Raw genomic sequence first — 17,215 nt, forward strand, 5'->3', positions numbered from 1 at the left:
TTATAATTATTTGAAATAATATTCAATACATTAAAAAATATACTTAATTTTCATAAAGATATAATTTTTAAATCATGTTGATGCAAAATCTTAAAGCGAGGAAAGAGTGAGGATATAGCTAAAAATGCTGTTAAAAACAGTTCGAAAATTTTATTATTATACTGTGCAATAGCACTTTGATTGAATCATTTTTAATATAATGTCAGTTGCAAGGTGACATGCTTATAGCTGTTACCTGCCTTCTTATTGGTTTTATTGATTAAAGTAGTACAAAATTAATTATTTTTCTTAATCATTTAGTTTATATTTAAATTGGTCCATAATTATTAAAATCATATAAAGCGTAGTCTATTAAAAATCTTATTAGTTGGATGTGGCTTGCTCATAATAGAAATGATAGCAACACGAACCTATCTTTATAAATGTGATGTGGTTGGTATTTATTGGTCTGCTGTGTTATTTTTTAATGCAAAATCAAAAAGCACCTTAAAATTTTAAGGTGCTTAGGTGAAAAGCGTTACTACGCATGTTCACAGTTATTGAGTTTAGTAATCCCAAAAAATGCGCTGAATTTCCTTTGCATCTTTTGTTTTTGTTAAAGCAAGTGCAGCAAGTAATTTAGCTTTTTGCGGGTTAAGATCATGTGCGACCACCCAACCATATTTGTCATCTGGTTGTTCTGCATTTCTAAGAACAAAACCTTGAGGTACGCGAGATGAACGAATAATTTGCACACCTTGTTTTTGTAGGTCTGTTAATGTTGGGACAATATAATTAGCTACAGAACCATTCCCTGTACCTGCATGAATAATAGCTTTTGCCCCTGCTTTAGCATAAGCTGTGTATGCATCCGGCAACATATTGCCTGAACCATAAACAATTTGTACCAGCGGTAAGCTATCGCCTTTAATATTTTCAATATTAAATTCTGAGCTCTTATTATGACGTTTCGCTGTGTTTCTGAACCAATATGGTTTTCCTTCGACTAAGGTCCCGAGTGCACCCCATTGGCTCATAAATGCATTGGTATGGATATTAATTGTTTTTGAAACATCTCGTGCTGCAAAAATGTCGTCATTCATGAGCACAAAAGTTCCTTTACCTTTTGCACTATCGTCGGCAGCAAGTGCAACCGCACTATAAAGGTTCAATGGGCCATCAGCAGAAAGTGCAGTACTTGGACGCATTGACCCGACCAATACGATCGGCTTGTCTGAATGGATCACTAAATTTAAAAAGAAAGCGGTTTCTTCTAGTGTGTCTGTTCCATGTGTAATCACGACACCATTCACATCAGGCTTTTTAAGTAAGTCATTGACTTGACGTGCAAGGGATAATAATTCTTTATCCGTAATACTTTCTGATGCAACTTGCATTGCCTGCACACCAGTCACATTGGCAAGGTTTTGAATCTGGGGAACCGCATTTAATAATGTATCCACAGGAACTTTTGCCGCAGTATAGGTTGCACTATTGGTAGAACTTGCTCCAGCACCTGCAATCGTTCCACCAGTAGCGACAACAACGACATTATTTTTGGCAAATGCTGCACATGGGAGTAATAGGCTTAAACTTAATGTCAAAGCTGAAATCATTTTTTTCATAGGTCATCCTTTTTGAGTCATTTTATTCTTAGCATTTTTCATACCATAGTAAAATTACTGGAAAAAGATAGGATTGTATAGATGTAGAAATTGTGTTTTGTGTCGCTCATATTTCTTAAATACGATCAATCAGCTTCTATCTTAATAAATAGCGCTACTTTAGATAAATATTGCATCAAAAAAAGTCGTAAACCTATTTTCGTTTAGCGAGTGCTGTTTGAATAACGTATTTTGCTTTGTAAGTAATGCTGAGGTAATTAGACTCTTATTTAACACTTGGAATGAATAGCTTCCAGAAGAAAACTATTCACTCCATAAAATATCTATTGCGATATCTGACTGATATACATCAGAACTTCTGAGAAATACTTAACTTATAATCTCGACCCGTACCGGTCATATACTCACCTAAATACATTTTGTAGTCTCTATTAAACAGATTATCGATCGAGAAATTTAATACAGGCCCTTTTTCCCCAATTGGCTGCCAATCTGCATATACGCTGTGTAATGAATATCCCTTGGTTTTGGGTAACGAAAATGAAGATGCAGCTATCGACTTATCATTATCAGACAAGCTTCTATCTTGTGCTGCAACAAAAATCCCTCTCCATCCCATGGTTAAGTGGTGTTCTGGAACGTTTACCCCCAAAGTTGCGGTCGCGTTTTTTTGTGGTATATATGTGATACATGTTTTTTGATCAAACCAAGGATTTACTGGGGAGTTGTCTCGTTGCCCCCGAATATAAGAATAGGTTAAACCTGTAAACCAAGTCGGCTGGTTATAGAAGACTTCAGCTTCATATGCCTTGATTGTGTAATCGGTGACATTGCGGTAGAAACCGTGATGATAATTACCATTGCAATCGCTGATGCTTCCAGTCCCTGTATTTGCATTATTCTCTGCTTGGGCTTGGCAAAATGTTGAACGGTTTCGAAATATTTCATCAGAGCCGCGGTTGCGGTGATAGGTTAAACGAACTTGTAGATGATCATCATCTGTAAACAGATCATCAAAATTCATTTCATTGCCTATACGGACAGCGAGCATTTTTTCAGGAAGTAAATAACGACTCGTAGCAGAAACATTTGTGGCTGCTGACTGAACATAGTATTGCTCATCCACGCGTGGAGCGCGCCATGTTTTACTGACATTGGCAAACCAAGTTAAGTTATCCGTTTGTGCCCAAGACATGGCTAAACGTGGAGACCAACCGGTATAGGTTTTAGTTGAATAATCATGCCCTGCCAGCGGATCGTTATATCGCGATGCTCGATTTGGTTTCCCATTATTGACAATATGATCGTAACGTAACGATGGCGTGATAATAATATTATTAAACTGGTACTGATCTTCAACAAAGGCACTCAGCATTTGCTGATCACCAGCAGGCATATAATTTGGTTCGTAATAACCAAAGTTGTAATCAGGTTTAGATGCATTGCTCTTATCAAAAATCAAAGAGTTTTGCTCCATTTTTTGATATTGCGCGCCAACTTTTAATTTGTGACGACCATATTTTGAATCTATATCGCTGATATTACTCATTTTTAATGCAGTATTAGTATAATTCACCCAACTTTCATTGCCTAAGGTTGCTGATGAACCATTGACACTCGGTAGTCGCTTATCGTGCTGAAAAGTTTTTGAATAGGAGGCCACTGCTTTGAAGTTAATATAAGGATTAAATTCTGGGTTGAATTCGTAGCCAGCAGAATAACTGGTATCTTTTTGATCACGATAAACCAATCGCCGTTTCCATGCTTCATCGTAACCATATTTTGCAATATCTGCTTGGCTTGGTACAGCATCTTGGTCACGCATGGCGGCAAAAGGTTCCCACCCTTCATGACCACTTCGCATGGCATTTAAAGAAATTTTATGTCCATCGGCAGGATAAAAATTAAATTTAGCCAAATATGTATCTTGTTCCTGAGCAGAATATAAAAACTTACTGCCATCTGGACGTTTTACATCTCCACTGTCCCGATTTGTATAGTAAAACAATCCATCAACCAAACCATTGTCAGCTCTGCCATACACGGCGCCTGTATAGGTATTTTGACTGTTATTGGAAAAGCGTGAATATTTTACAAATGCTCCAATACTTTTATTTTCACCTAGTAGATCAGCAGGATCTTTTGTTTCTAATGTCACTTTACCACCAAAGCCGCCATTCCCGACTTCAACATTGTGTGGTCCTTTGTCTACCGTTATTTTCTTTAGAATTTCAGGCTCAATAAAAACGGAACCTTGTCGGTATTTATCAAAACTTTTAACTGAGTCATCTAAGGTAATAGGAACATCGGCAACTCCGCCCCGACCAAGAATATTAATGGTTTGTCCACCTGGACGAGGTGATCCAGCAGAGCTAACACTTGGCATGTGATCTAAGAGTTGAGCAACATTATTGGCTTGATAGCGATCAATCGCTTTTTGGTTTAAGACACTTTGTCCAAACTTGACTGTATCTTCTTTTTCAGCTTCTAGTACGATTGCGGGCATTTGATAAATTTGATTATCCGGAATCGTATTTGACAAAGAATTCTTCGCTAGATTTGATTGATTTGTCTCAATGACATTTACTTGTTCAACTGAGGGCATTTCAATTAACACATATCCAGATACCGTTTTTTGTAATTTAAACGGTGTATTCTGAATTAAACGTTCTAAAAGTTGATCTAAGGTATACTGCCCCTGAATGGTTTTTACTTGATACAAATTGGTTCTAGTCGGATTAAATAACACAGATACATTGGCTTGCTGGGCAACATTGTTCAGAGCTTGAGTAAGTGTACCTGTTTGAACTTGATAATAAGAGGCTTTATGTTCACTCGCAGCATGAGTTTGTATATTCATCAAACTTGTAACGGCCAGCACTGTAGCAGTCAAAGCAAACGGTTTTATGGAATTCCAGTATAAAAACTGTGGCATTTTTCAGGTCACCCAAAGCTCAATGAAAAGTATGAGACTTTTCATATTTAAAATATGTTCTAAGCTATATAAGACGAATCAAATGAAAAAAAGACGCAGTTTTTTCTATATAAATGCTTTTAAGCAGATTTGAAATCTTAATAAACACTGAATCTTGATAAAACACCTTGCATACTTTTAGAATATACAAGGTGATGATTAAGCCGCGTTTAGCTACCTAAACTTATGTTCGTTATCTTTATGGTATTAAAAACTATATTTAATACTTGCCCCAACTGTTCGTGGTTGTGCAGCAGAACCTGTATATACGCCATTTCCAGAATTAACCAAACCTAAGTAGTAATGCTTATCTAAGGCATTTTTTGCCCAGAGCGATATATCAACGTCATTTTTACCATGTGGAATGCGAATACCAGTGGTTAGATTCAGCACCCCATAACTTGGAATTTTAGAATAAATTGAATTATTCACATCTGCAAAAGTCTCTGAACGCCAACCATAGTTAACTAAACTATAGTGCTGTGCATTGGCAAATACGTCATGCTGATGCTGAACAGTTAAATTTGCCGTCCAACGTGCTGCTCCATTGACACGATTGCCCGAAATATCACGGTAACCCTTACCATAGCCGCTATCGCTGGTCCCACCTGCACCATTAAACTCTTCAAAAGGTGTCGGTGCTGTGCCTGAGTCAAATGTTGCATCGGTATATGCGGCATTAAAATTTAGGGCGAATTGACGGCTCAGTTTCGCTTTTAAATCAATTTCAACACCTTGGCTGGTCAAGTCTCCAACGTTAGTCAGTAAGCCCACAAACTGATTACCTAGCGCAATATTGGTGACTGCCTGATAGTCCTTAATTTTGGTATAAAAGGCATTGATATTTGCATATAAACGCTGATCTAACCACGTGGTTTTTAGCCCGATTTCAATATTCTCAGCTTTTTCTGAGTCAATATTCAAAGCATTATTACCTAAAATGGCAGCAGGTGTGGCAACACTGTTGATGTTAAATCCACCTGATTTTTCTCCCGTAGAGAAGGTCGCGAAACCTAAAATGTTAGGTTTAAACGCATAGCTTGCTGTCACTAAGCCAGAAATGCTGTCATCCTTCCTTGATAGCGTTCCAGAGTTAAATGCTCTAAATAAAGGGCTAAGCGGTGCATAAATAATGGGCTCGACGTTATTTTGATTCACTTCACCACTTTTACGCTCAGAAGTTAAACGTAGCCCTGTGGTTAAATCAAACTTGTCTGTCGCATGCCAAGTCGACTGACCAAACAAAGCATAACTGTCTGTGGTTGAACGACCTGTACCTGAAAGATAGGCATTGTTGGGATAGGCCGTTGTGAGTGATGCAGCATCCGCCCCCGTACGATAAGCGTTGTTACTGGTAATATCTTGATAGAAATAATAGCCACCCACGACATAGTCGAAAGTGTCATTACTTGGTGAAGCTAAGCGAACTTCTTGAGAAAATTGATCTTGTTCAACTTCAAAACCTCCTGTAATGCCATCTAAAGGGGTAAAGTCTAAATCATTCTTAGGTTTAAAATTCCAATCTCGCCATGCTGTAATCGAAGTTAGCTTAAAGCCATTGTCAAATAACCAATTGGCTTCTGCCGAAGCAGCACTTTGGTCTACTTTGGATTGCTGTTCGGCATCGAAGTCAACCTTATAATCATAGGGATTACGGTCTATATTTTTTGCACCGAGCAATTTCGCACGCTCTGCATAGGTCGTTGCATTAGAACCCGCCACACCCAAAGGTAAATAACTGGCTGGATTGCCATTCGGATTCCAAGGTGCAAAGCTATATGGCACTAAAGAACCTGTGCTCGAATCTTCCTGATTATGCTCAGCAATAATTCTTAGACTAAAAGCATCATCGGGTTTGTATAAAAGCTGTCCTCTCGCACCAAAACGGTTAATTTCATTGAGATCTTCACCTGTGTGGGTATTTTCAACCCAGCCATCATCATGCGTCCCATAAGCTGATAATCGAACGGCTACAGTATCAGACAAAGGTTGATTGATAGTCGCTTTAGCTTGTTTATAGCCGCGCTCACCTACCGAAATCTCAGCACTCCCTTCTTGATCAAAAATGGGCTGCTTTGAGGTAATATTTAAAACGCCCGCAGTGGTGTTTTTACCAAATAAGGTTCCTTGCGGTCCTCGCAGTAAATCAATTTGTTCAATATCTAATAGGTCAAAAACCGCTTGACCAGGTCGCCCTAAATAGACGTTGTCCAAGTAAATGCCGACGCTACCTTCCAAGCCTTCATTCGCGGTATTGTTACCAATTCCTCGTACAGCCACACTAGACTGCCGTGCATGAATAAATTGTGAGGTGAAGTTTGGGAGTTGCTGTTGTAAATCTTGTACCTGATAAATCTTTGCTTCTTCCAGTTGTTTGCCTTTCAGCACGGTAATCGGTGCAGGAACTTTCTGCTCACTTTCAACCCGTCTACGCGCAGTAACTGTGACAGCCTCTAGTTGAATCGCATCTACATTTTGCTCACTGACTTTTGCTTTTTCAACTTCAGTCTGTGATTCTTCTGCATAAAGGCATTGTGATGCTGCCGCAATTGCAACAGACAACGTGGTTAATATAAATGGTCGCGATGCAACCATGCGAAATCCTGCTGCTTTCAATATATTTAAACTCATGATTTACCCCGAAAAAATTGTGTTTTAAGTCCATAGACTGTGAAAATGGTTCATTTTTAAAGTCAAAAAAATCTCTATTACTTTTCTATTGAAAAATAATGTTTAATTGACAAATAAAGGTTTTTTGGAAAATTTAAGTGCTTAGCAACATCGCTCACGCAGCAAATTTCGTGTCCATGACATCGGTGTGATGAATAGAAAAGCTGGTCGAAGGATCATGACTTTAAGAGCTCCAAATCATTGTGCTTAACTTTGGCAATATCTTTAGGGTAAAAGTACAAAGCAGCAGCCAATAACCCGAGTGCTATAACCCCACTGAGAATAGGCAGCACGGTAAGTGCAGCAGAGATTCCATACGTATCTGAAATCAGACCTGCAATAAATGGCCCCGGAATCGAACCCAATAAGTGGATGGTCATCACAGAAGTTGTGCCTGACAAGGTTCGAGCAGACACGGGAACCAATTCTTGAGTTAAGCTCAATGGGCCAGAACTACAGAAACTTAAAACTGCTCCAGCGAGGACGATCAAACTGAATTGCAGTTTTAAATCCGTCAAAAAACCAAAGGCAATTGCATAAAATACTGTAGCTAAAGCATAGCCAACCAGTGAAACGTAGAATTTTGCTTTGAAAAACCGATGCGTTAATTGGTCTAAAACCCAGCCACCGAGTGGCAAAGTAATAATACCCACCAGTAAAAATGCACTGGTCATAAGAGAGGCCTGTGCCAATTCCAAATGATGAACCCGATGCAAATAACTTGGCAAAAAGAACACCACAGGAATCCACTGCAAGGTCACGACCGCCATAGTGACATAAGTCAGTAATAACGAAGGTGTATGCCGAATCGTGTCCCAATTCTGCTTGAGCAACGCCCAACGAGATGGAGGTGTTAAAGCAAAAGATTCTGCTGAACCAGCGGTTTCAGGTTGGTTCTGTCTTGTTTCTACAGCCTGTTTAGGGAGCAAAACACTTTTATAATCACGGCCGCGATATAGCAGAAGTGCAACGGCTATTCCAGGAATCGCAAGTAAGCCCAGCGCATGCCTCCAACCATAATGCTGTGCAACATAGCCACCAAATGCAATGCCAACAGCCATACCAATCGGTTGACTGGCAGAAAAGAGACCGAGTGCTAGTTGTAATCGACGGCGCGGAAATGCAGTACTTATCCAAGAGTATGAAGCTGGAGCATATGCCGCCTCACCTACACCCACAAAAAAACGTGTGGTAGCTAACTGAGAAAAGCTAGAGCTGAATGCACCTAAAGCAGACGCAATACCCCAGAATATCCCCATCAAACTGGCAACTTTAATACGGCCATAGCGTTCAATTAGCAGTGATACTGGAAAAGCAAACAAAACCATGCCCAAAGTCAAAATAGAACTCAGTAAACCTGCCTGTGCATCACTAATACCCCAGTCTTTTTGTATATATGGCAGAATACTGGCAATAATCATCCGATCAGCAAAGTCAAAAACCATCAATAAACACAGTAGAAAAAAGACTTTCGCTGTGACCTTGCGTCCAAACAAATAGTCGAGAGTGGGTTGCTCAACTTTAGCAAATTCGGCGGGTTCTACTTCCACATGTTTAAGGTTAAGCTGCGTCATGGTATTGGCTCCGTGGGCGGGTTAAGCCTAAGTGTTCACGTAAGGTCGTCCCCTCATATTCTTCTCGAAACAAGCCACGGCGTTGTAATTCTGGAATGACTTGTTCAACAAAGTCTGTTAAACCATGTGGAAATGTAGGTGCCAAAATATTGAAGCCATCTGCGGCACCATTGTTAAACCAGTTCTCTAACTCATCAGCAATTTGACTGGCAGTGCCAATCAAAATTTTATGCCCTCTTGCCCCAGCGACTTTTTTATACAGTTGACGAATGGTTAAGTTTTCTTGGCGAGCTAAATCTATTAAGAGTTGCTGTCGGCTTTGCCAACCTTCTGTGATAGGAAACTCAGGAACCAAATCATCCAAAGAGTATTTAGAAAAATCGATATTGCCTAAAAATGCAGACAACAAACCAACGCCCACTTCTGGATCAATTAAGGACTGTAATTGTTCAAATTTTTCCAGTGCTTGCTCATAAGTTCCCGCCACGATTGGCATAATACCCGGCATGACTTTAATGCTTTCAGCATCACGTCCAAAAGCTGCTGCACGTACTTTAATATCTTGATAAAAAGCCTGAGCACCTTCTAAAGTTTGTTGTGCCGTAAATACAACTTCGGCAGTCTCTGCTGCTAAATGACGACCATCTTCCGATGAGCCTGCTTGCACGATAACAGGATAGCCTTGTACAGGTCGTGCAGACTGTAATGGCCCAGCGACTGAATAGTACTCACCCTGATGGTTTAAATAGTGTAATTTCTCTGCATCGAAAAAATGACCCGAGGTCTTATCGAATAAATAGGCATCATCATCAAAACTATCCCATAAACCTTTTACTACATCGACATATTCACGTGCACGCAAATAACGTTCATTGTGCTTTGTTTGCTCATTTAAATTAAAATTTTTGGCTTCAAAATCAGTACCTGAGGTCACTAAATTCCAACCTGTACGCCCTTGGCTAATATGGTCTAGAGATGCAAATAAACGGGCTAAATGGAACGGTGGTAGGTATGACGTTGAGATGGTGCTAATTAAGCCAATTTTCTCCGTCACTTGAGACAGCACGGATAAAACTGTTAGGGGTTCCCAATAGTACGCAGGTGCACCTTTGGCCAATAAATGAGAGGCAGCTTGTGGCCAACCTAAGCCATCTGCGAAAAAAATAGCATCAAACTTGCCTTGCTCAGCAATTTTTGCCAAGTTCTTTAAATGTTCTAGACTGGTCACATCTTCTGGATTGACATCTGGATGTCGCCAAGCAGCTAGATGATGCCCCACACTTTGCAAAAAAGCCCCTAATTTTATTTGTCTCTTTGGTTTACTCATGTTTTTCTCACATAATTTTGAGCTTACTTAAATTACAAATTCTCAAATTTCTTGATCATTTTTTGATATTTGATAATAAGAATCTAAGTAAACGATGTCGTTTACTTATGTTTTAAAAATAAGAGAAATATATTCAAATCAAAAATAATTAATCGGCATAATGTTATTCATTGTTCATATATAGTTTTCCTCAACATTATGCGCGGACAGATTGATTATTCTTTTAAATGCCCTTTTAATGGAAGTATTAGATGACGTATCAAAAAGCCAGCCAGATGACGAATGATTGTAAAAAATTAAAAAAGGTTTTGACGGGACGCCCTACACGACAGGATTCTGAAGCATTACACCAACACTTATTAAAAATTGCCTCTATTTCTTTTTTAGAAAATGGCTTTCAGGCCAGCAGTATTGAAGGAATCGCTAAAAAAGCACAGGTTTCAAAACTGACCATTTATAGGCAGTATCAAAATAAAACCAATTTATTTATTGCTGTGATTCAAGCTGGGGTTAAGCAATATATTGATGATATACGTGACTGGTCTAAAAATAAAACAGTGAATGCAGAAAGTTTATATGAACTCGGTATATTTATTGCGACACGTTGGTTTTCTTTGGAAAATATACGTTTAATACGGATAACAATTCCTGAAGTACAACGCATTCAAGAGTTGTCCGATATGATCAATAGCCTCATGATGCAAAGTCGTCAACCTGTTGAAGAGTTCTTAGAGCAGCTTAATCAGCAGGATGGTTATCACCTTGAAAATGTGGGTACTGCAACGATTCAATTTATTCAGTTATGTGTTTTTGGGCATTATTATTTGCTTAGAGATGAGTCCTATTTACCCAATACAGAACAGTTGCAAGAAAATATTCAAAATACGGTACGACTATTTTTAAATGGTTATCGCACTTTTTAGCATATTGTTATTTTATTTAGGATGAAAGCAATATGAAGTCCCTCAAAGAGTGAGGAACTGCATATTATTATTTAGGCTGCGGTTATTACCATGCTATTTCTTGACCTTGAAAGTCGACAAACTGTTGTTCATTCTTGCCAATAAAATCTTCAACCACACGTATAATGCCTGTTGTGCTTTCCTTCACGCTGATGGGTGCATGGCTTCCGCCCATTTCAGTTTGAACCCAACCTGGATGTAAGTTCAGCACGCCTATTTGGGCAGGAATTGCCTCATTTATCGCAAAGCCACGTGTGATACTGTTGAGAGCAGCCTTGCTTGCGCGATACAGCTCCATACTTCCATCATCGTTTAAAGCAACGCTTCCCATGCGAGAACTCATAAAAGCAATGACACTCTTTTCTTTCATCAAAGGAAGAAGTTTTCTCGCAATCGTCACGGGTGCAATACTATTTACCCAAAACAGATTGGCAATCTCATTGGGCGTGCATTGCTCAACGCGTTGATGTTCTGGCCCAAGAATACCCGCAGAAACCAACAGTAGATCGATTGATTTTTCATGATATTTACTAAGTAAACGGTCTGCCGTTTGTACATAGCTTAAATCTAATTCGGTTAATTCAAGTCTGTCTGGATACTCAGAGAGCAGTTGATTCAACCCTGTAGAGACTTGGGTTATGTCTCGGATGGTCGCAATAACATGCCAGTGCTGATTGAGCAACTCTCTAACTAGACCTAGACCAATCCCTCTTGAAGCACCAACCACGATTGCGCGTTTATTCTTATCATACATAAAATGTTCCTCTATCACGATAACTCAAGGTGTAAAAACGCTTGAGATCAAACCCTCAAAGAGTGCTTTGGGATATTGATTCACAAACTTAAGAATTCGCTTTGATCATAGTGCAGTAAGAATTTTTTATACAAACCTATTTCTGTAGACTTATTCAACCGTCATCATTATGTCAATGAATAAGTCCACATCTAACATCAAGCACACTAGTAATAGGTTTTCCGACGACCCAACATTGGAGAATTTAGAAAACCTAAAACCTAGCGATTTCTGTTTAGAAGTTCACAGTCCATGAAAATTGTGCTGTACGCGGTGTACCCAGAAATAAATAGTCATCCCCGAAGAAATTTCCTGCATCTCGCCAATATTTTTTATTGAACAGGTTGTCCACATTCAGGCGTAGCATATTGTCATAACCATAAGCACGGAAGTTATAAGCTGCACCTGCATCGAATACGGTATAGCCTGAAACTTTAACCGTCCCTGTTTTGTTGGCGTATTTACTGCTGCTGTATTGCATACCTGCGAGTAAACGTAAACCTTCTACTTGAGGCATTTGATAAGACACATGATTGGCAAAACGAACCGTCGGTACATTTTGAGTTTGATGTCCTTTATAAGCATCGACCTGTATATCTTCCAAACGTGAACGGGTCAGAGCCAAAGTCGATGTCATATCTAGATTTTCAGCAACGCGACCTTGCAAGCCCAATTCCAAACCTAGATTATGCTGTTCACCATCGGTGACATAGTAATTGTCTAAGTTGGTATATTGATGGTCTTGTGTTAAGTCAAACAAAGCGGCAGTAAATAGTAGCTCTTGCCATTGCTGTTTAAGACCTAACTCATATTGAGTTGAGCGTCTTGGTGCTAAAGTTTCAAAGGCATTTCCTACGATGCCTTTATCCGGATTACCATAGGCGGACCACGGCGCTTGACTGCCGTCGCTGATTCCTTTGGCATAAGAAGCATACAGATGAGTGTTCTGCCAAGGCTGATACATCAACGCGAGCTGTGGCAAGAACCGATTGAAGTCAGTGTCACGAATACTGTTGCCACCCGCAGCATAGGCACTTTCATTTAAATGTAAAAGCCTACCGCCCAGCAAAACTGACCAAGTATCATTAAATTCAATTTGATCCAACAGGTTGAGGGCTGTTTGTTGACTATCTAAAGATTTGTAATGATTACCTAAGGCTTTGTCCGTAGGCGTATAGCTAATAGGATCATTATAAATATTTCCTGAACCTATCCATTCGTTGATTGCATCATACTGAGTATGGCGTTTGTAGGCATGTGACAATTCTAAACTCAGGTTATGTTGCCATGCTCCAGTGTTGAATTTTCCGTTTAAGCCTGTTTTAAATTGATTGGTTAGATAACTGTCATCTGGGCTACGGAAATCATAAATGTCATAGTTACCATCAGTGCCAAAGGTGTAGGCAAAGGCTGAGTAATCATCTACGACCACACGGCTTTGTGAAGCAGACAAATTGCCGTTCCAATTCTCATTGATTTGATAGCTATATTTCAGACTCGTATTTAGACTTTCATTGGTGATTGGTTTGCTCCAGTTTTGATAGCCCAGTAAACGATCCCATTCCACTCCTGTCGGTACAGTTTCACCACCAAGTAGCTGATAACCAGGTACCGAACGCTGTTTTTGACGCTGTGATTCAAGATCAAATTCAAGTTTTGAACGATCTGAAATTTTCCAGTCTAAAGCCAAGGAGCCAAACAAACGTTTTCCATCGGCGTGTTCAACATAGGGGTGAATATCTTCATAAGCTGCATTCACGCGATAACCAAATTGTTGATTGTCTCCAAACCATCCACCAAGGTCAGTCGCCACACGGCTGCCGCCATGACTGTCTGCTTCAAGGGTTAAAGACTGGACATCTTGGGGGCGTTTGCTCACATAGTTCACCACACCGCCCGGCGTTGACATCCCACTTTGAATCGCACTCATGCCTTTTAGGATTTCAACTTGCTCTTTATTTTCAAGCGCTACATTTTGCTCACCGCGTAGCAAATTACCGTTCAGTAAATAACTTGATCCCGCATTTAAGCTAAATCCACGCATCACAAAGTTGGCATAGTAACCAATGGGTGCATAGCCATCCCCAACGGACGCATCGTTCTTTACCACATCGCTCAGTGTTTTCGCATGTTGATCTGCGATTAGTTCAGTAGTAATGGTGTTAATAGATGCAGGAATTGCTGCAAGGTTTTGCTGACCAAACCCAGACAAATTAACCTTGGGCTGATAATAAGCCAGTTGTTCAGTCTGGGCAGTGGTTGTAATGGTTGCGAGTTGCTCCACATCACTCTCTTCTGCCGCATGTACCCATACCGAGTTCAGTCCTAGACATGAAAATGAACCAACCGCCAATAATGCTTTTTGTAAACGAGAAAATGGATACGTTTTCACTGTCGTTGCTAACCCCAAAAGATAAATTTACAGCCTGAATTTTGCGGCATGAGTATTCACAATTTTTGTAGAATGAACAAGCACATTATTCAACATATCTCAGCTTTTTTTTAATTATCTGGCGATAGCTTTGAGCGTTCACATTTCGAAATTGAGTTTATAGTTTAACCACCTGATTTTAAATCATAACTTTGATCTGTGTTCCATACCTTTAGTCGTATTTGATACAGCATATGGTATTGGGATTTTAGCTGACTTGAAACACTGTATTGTGGATTGGAACCTAAAAGCTTAGGTTGATTTATTTCATTTTTTTAAGACATTTTTTCAACTTTAGAGTGATTTTTTAACTACAAACCCATTAAAATGTTATAACATAACAATACAAAGTCTAAACTACTCTACTTCATGATGAATAAATTCTCTCTTTTTTCCTCAAGCATATATTTAAGCCTACTGAGTTCTTTCACTTGGGCCGAAACTTCAACAGAAGTACTCCAGACCATCCAATTACAAGCCGAAACTGAGGGTGAAAACCTTCAACAAAGTACCGCAATGACTAAGTTTTCACATGACATTTTAGACGTGCCATTTAGTCGAAGTGTGTTATCCAAAGCATTAATTCAGCAACAAGATGTGCAACGTATTGACGATGCACTCACGCAAGTGAGCGGGGTCTATAGTCAAACCAATTATGGTGGCGGCTTTTGGGATAACTTTTCATTTAGAGGTTTTAGTACAGACCCCAATATTGGGGCGCAAATCATCAGAAATGGCCTGAGTGTTAACCGTGGACTCAGTGCTCCGCGAGATATGGTGAATATTGAATCCCTCGACTTTTTAAAAGGCCCAATGGCTGCGCTCTATGGCCGTGGGGAAGCTGGCGGTCTACTGAATATCAACACTAAAAAGCCTGAATGGGAAAGTTCTTCAGAAGTGAATTTACGTGCCAATAGTTTAGAAAAATACCGTGCTAGTTTTGAACATACTGCCCCAATCAGTGATGCTGTGGCTTATCGTATTGCGATCTCACATGAAGATAACCAAAGTTTTCGCGATCATGTGCAGAGTGAGCGTTGGTTTTTCTCCCCTCAACTCACATGGAAAATTTCAGATTCAACCCAGTTAGATTTTGACAGTGAATTTACCCGACAAGATGGAACCTTCGACCGTGGTGTAAGTAGTTATCAAAAACAATTTGTGATGGACCCTAAAACATTTACAGGCGAACCTGATGATGGTGATCATATTCAAAAAGATCATTTCTATCAGCTTCGACTTGCACATCAGTTTAATGATGACTGGAAAATGAATAATGCTTTCAGTGTGAAAGATACTCAGCTCAAAGGCTTTTCCAGTGAACCTCGTCGTATTCAAAGTGATGGACGAACATTAGAGCGCCAGCGTCGCTACCGTGACAATAAAAGTGATGACATTCTCTTTCAAACTGAAGTTCTTGGGACGATCCAACAAGACTGGGCCCGTCATGAAGTACTTTTGAGCACTGAACTTGGGCAGATGAAGTATCGTCAATTACAACTGCGTCGAAACCACAGTAGTAGCGTGCCAAATAGTATTGATATCTATGATCCTATTTATGGAAAATACTTACCCGAGCTTCCACTTTTCATTAACACCGAAGAACAGCAACGCTATTTTGCACTGAATCTACAAGATCAAATTTTCCTCAATGATCAATGGAGTGTGCTGTTTGGTGCGCGCTTTGATCACATCACTCAAGACTTTCAAAATAAACTTACAGATACATCCAATAAAAAGGATTTACAACAAACCAGTCCACGCTTGGGTTTAAACTATCGACTGAATGATCGTTGGTCATGGTACGCCAACTATGGAGAATCCTTTGCACTCAACAGTGGCATGGACCGAAACGGCGATGTGTTTAACCCTGAAAAAGGCAAAAGCTATGAGATTGGTGGGAAATATCAGATTACCCCACAGAGTTTGCTGAGTTTAGCCCTCTTTAAAATGGATAAAGAGAATGTCTTAACCACAGATCCAGCAGATAGTAACTATCAAATCACCGCTGGAGAAGTCTCAAGTAAGGGGCTAGAGCTCGATCTAGAGACACAACTCAATGATCAATTCGCTATACGTGCCAATTATAGCTACACAGATGCTCAAGTGGAAAAAGACCAAAGTCTTGCTAAAGGTTCACGACTCAGCAATGTGCCGAAGCACAGCGGCTCTATCAGTAGCAACTATGAATGGAACCTTGCTAATGCAGACAAAGTTGGACTCGGTGCAACGGCAATCTATGTGGGCAAACGTAGTGGACACAGTACAGATAATGGCTTCAACTTACCTGAGTATACTTTGTTGAATCTAAATGCTTATTATGCGCCAACAGATCAGCTACGCTATCAGTTCAATGTGCACAATCTCTTAGACGAAACGTACTATGTTGCAAGCTATAGCGATATGTGGATTCAACCGGGCGATCCTTTAAATGCATCTGTCTCGGTACAATGGAAGTTTTAAAGTTTAAAAAACCAGACTTGTCTCGTTAGGAGTTGAGTCTGGTAGTCAGAAAAGTAAGATTCAGATCACTTTTTGAAGTATTAGCTGCCTTAGTTTTCTTTAGCGTTACTATGTACTTACTTCAAAAAGTATTCCCAAATGATAAATCCAAGAAAAAATCCAAGAAACGAATATAAAGTAATGATAAAGAATACAAACCAAGCTCTATTTTTTTTCAGTAAAAAGTTCATTTCCAATACCTCAACGCTCTATCTATATTCATTATTCTAAGGTTTCCTATACGAAAGGACAGATACAGTTCTTTGTGAATAAAATATAACAGACTATAACAGTTTTGCCATTTTAACTCCCAAAAGCGGTCAGACTGATATCAAGTAGTATAAAAAAGTATGAGGAGACTATTTTGCCTCCCCATGC

The 17,215-nt window shown here is 39.6% G+C and carries 10 protein-coding genes; 2 read left to right on the forward strand and 8 right to left on the reverse strand.

Annotated elements, in window-relative coordinates:
* Positions 1 to 545: 545 nt before the first annotated feature.
* The 5 genes from WH214_RS05100 to WH214_RS05120 form a co-directional block, all read right to left on the reverse strand.
* Positions 546 to 1,604 carry an asparaginase gene (locus WH214_RS05100; protein ID WP_339422767.1) on the reverse strand — a complete coding sequence of 353 codons (1,059 nt, stop codon included), beginning with the start codon at positions 1,602 to 1,604 and terminating at the stop codon, positions 546 to 548.
* A 349-nt stretch (positions 1,605 to 1,953) separates the two neighbouring features.
* Positions 1,954 to 4,539, reverse strand: a complete 2,586-nt coding sequence (locus WH214_RS05105; RefSeq protein ID WP_339992967.1) for a TonB-dependent hemoglobin/transferrin/lactoferrin family receptor — start codon at positions 4,537 to 4,539, stop codon at positions 1,954 to 1,956.
* A 246-nt stretch (positions 4,540 to 4,785) separates the two neighbouring features.
* Positions 4,786 to 7,209, reverse strand: coding sequence for a TonB-dependent receptor (locus WH214_RS05110; protein ID WP_339422769.1), 2,424 nt, complete (start codon positions 7,207 to 7,209; stop codon positions 4,786 to 4,788).
* Between the two features lie 215 nt (positions 7,210 to 7,424).
* The gene (locus WH214_RS05115) at positions 7,425 to 8,822 is read right to left on the reverse strand and encodes an MFS transporter (RefSeq protein ID WP_339422770.1); all 1,398 of its coding nucleotides are present in this window, start codon (positions 8,820 to 8,822) and stop codon (positions 7,425 to 7,427) included.
* Positions 8,809 to 10,149, reverse strand: a complete 1,341-nt coding sequence (locus WH214_RS05120; protein ID WP_339422771.1) for an LLM class flavin-dependent oxidoreductase — start codon at positions 10,147 to 10,149, stop codon at positions 8,809 to 8,811. The genes WH214_RS05115 and WH214_RS05120 overlap by 14 nt, the downstream gene beginning before the upstream one ends.
* A gap of 251 nt (positions 10,150 to 10,400) precedes the next feature.
* On the opposite strand from WH214_RS05120, the gene WH214_RS05125 reads away from it, so the two are divergent.
* Positions 10,401 to 11,072 carry a TetR/AcrR family transcriptional regulator gene (locus WH214_RS05125; protein ID WP_339422772.1) on the forward strand — a complete coding sequence of 224 codons (672 nt, stop codon included), beginning with the start codon at positions 10,401 to 10,403 and terminating at the stop codon, positions 11,070 to 11,072.
* Positions 11,073 to 11,157: 85 nt separating this feature from the next.
* Here WH214_RS05125 and WH214_RS05130 read toward each other — a convergent pair whose 3' ends face one another.
* Both WH214_RS05130 and WH214_RS05135 read right to left on the reverse strand, forming a co-directional pair.
* A complete protein-coding gene (locus WH214_RS05130; protein WP_339422773.1) occupies positions 11,158 to 11,865 on the reverse strand; it encodes an SDR family oxidoreductase in 708 nt (235 codons plus the stop codon).
* Positions 11,866 to 12,139: 274 nt separating this feature from the next.
* Positions 12,140 to 14,296: a TonB-dependent siderophore receptor gene (locus WH214_RS05135; protein WP_339422774.1), complete on the reverse strand. Its 2,157-nt coding sequence runs from the start codon at positions 14,294 to 14,296 to the stop codon at positions 12,140 to 12,142.
* 408 nt (positions 14,297 to 14,704) lie between these two features.
* Between WH214_RS05135 and WH214_RS05140 the strand changes: the two genes are divergently transcribed.
* The gene (locus WH214_RS05140) at positions 14,705 to 16,798 is read left to right on the forward strand and encodes a TonB-dependent siderophore receptor (RefSeq protein ID WP_339422775.1); all 2,094 of its coding nucleotides are present in this window, start codon (positions 14,705 to 14,707) and stop codon (positions 16,796 to 16,798) included.
* 116 nt (positions 16,799 to 16,914) lie between these two features.
* Here the strand turns inward: WH214_RS05140 and WH214_RS05145 are convergent, their stop codons facing one another.
* Positions 16,915 to 17,028 (reverse strand): hypothetical protein, encoded by a 114-nt coding sequence (locus WH214_RS05145; RefSeq protein ID WP_010326689.1) that lies wholly within the window; start codon positions 17,026 to 17,028, stop codon positions 16,915 to 16,917.
* Positions 17,029 to 17,215 lie beyond the last annotated feature (187 nt).

The sequence above is a fragment of the Acinetobacter sp. MYb191 genome (assembly GCF_037572605.1).
Taxonomy (GTDB): Bacteria; Pseudomonadota; Gammaproteobacteria; order Pseudomonadales; family Moraxellaceae; genus Acinetobacter; species Acinetobacter johnsonii.

What these genes read in the sequence shown, in the direction of transcription:
- WH214_RS05105 (WP_339992967.1), bottom strand. Translation starts at nt 4,539, where the DNA reads ATGCCACAGTTTTTATACTGGAATTCCATAAAACCGTTTGCTTTGACT.
- WH214_RS05120 (WP_339422771.1), bottom strand. Translation starts at nt 10,149, where the DNA reads ATGAGTAAACCAAAGAGACAAATAAAATTAGGGGCTTTTTTGCAAAGT.
- WH214_RS05125 (WP_339422772.1), top strand. Translation starts at nt 10,401, where the DNA reads ATGACGTATCAAAAAGCCAGCCAGATGACGAATGATTGTAAAAAATTA.
- WH214_RS05100 (WP_339422767.1), bottom strand. Translation starts at nt 1,604, where the DNA reads ATGAAAAAAATGATTTCAGCTTTGACATTAAGTTTAAGCCTATTACTC.
- WH214_RS05115 (WP_339422770.1), bottom strand. Translation starts at nt 8,822, where the DNA reads ATGACGCAGCTTAACCTTAAACATGTGGAAGTAGAACCCGCCGAATTT.
- WH214_RS05145 (WP_010326689.1), bottom strand. Translation starts at nt 17,028, where the DNA reads ATGAACTTTTTACTGAAAAAAAATAGAGCTTGGTTTGTATTCTTTATC.
- WH214_RS05130 (WP_339422773.1), bottom strand. Translation starts at nt 11,865, where the DNA reads ATGTATGATAAGAATAAACGCGCAATCGTGGTTGGTGCTTCAAGAGGG.
- WH214_RS05140 (WP_339422775.1), top strand. Translation starts at nt 14,705, where the DNA reads ATGATGAATAAATTCTCTCTTTTTTCCTCAAGCATATATTTAAGCCTA.
- WH214_RS05110 (WP_339422769.1), bottom strand. Translation starts at nt 7,209, where the DNA reads ATGAGTTTAAATATATTGAAAGCAGCAGGATTTCGCATGGTTGCATCG.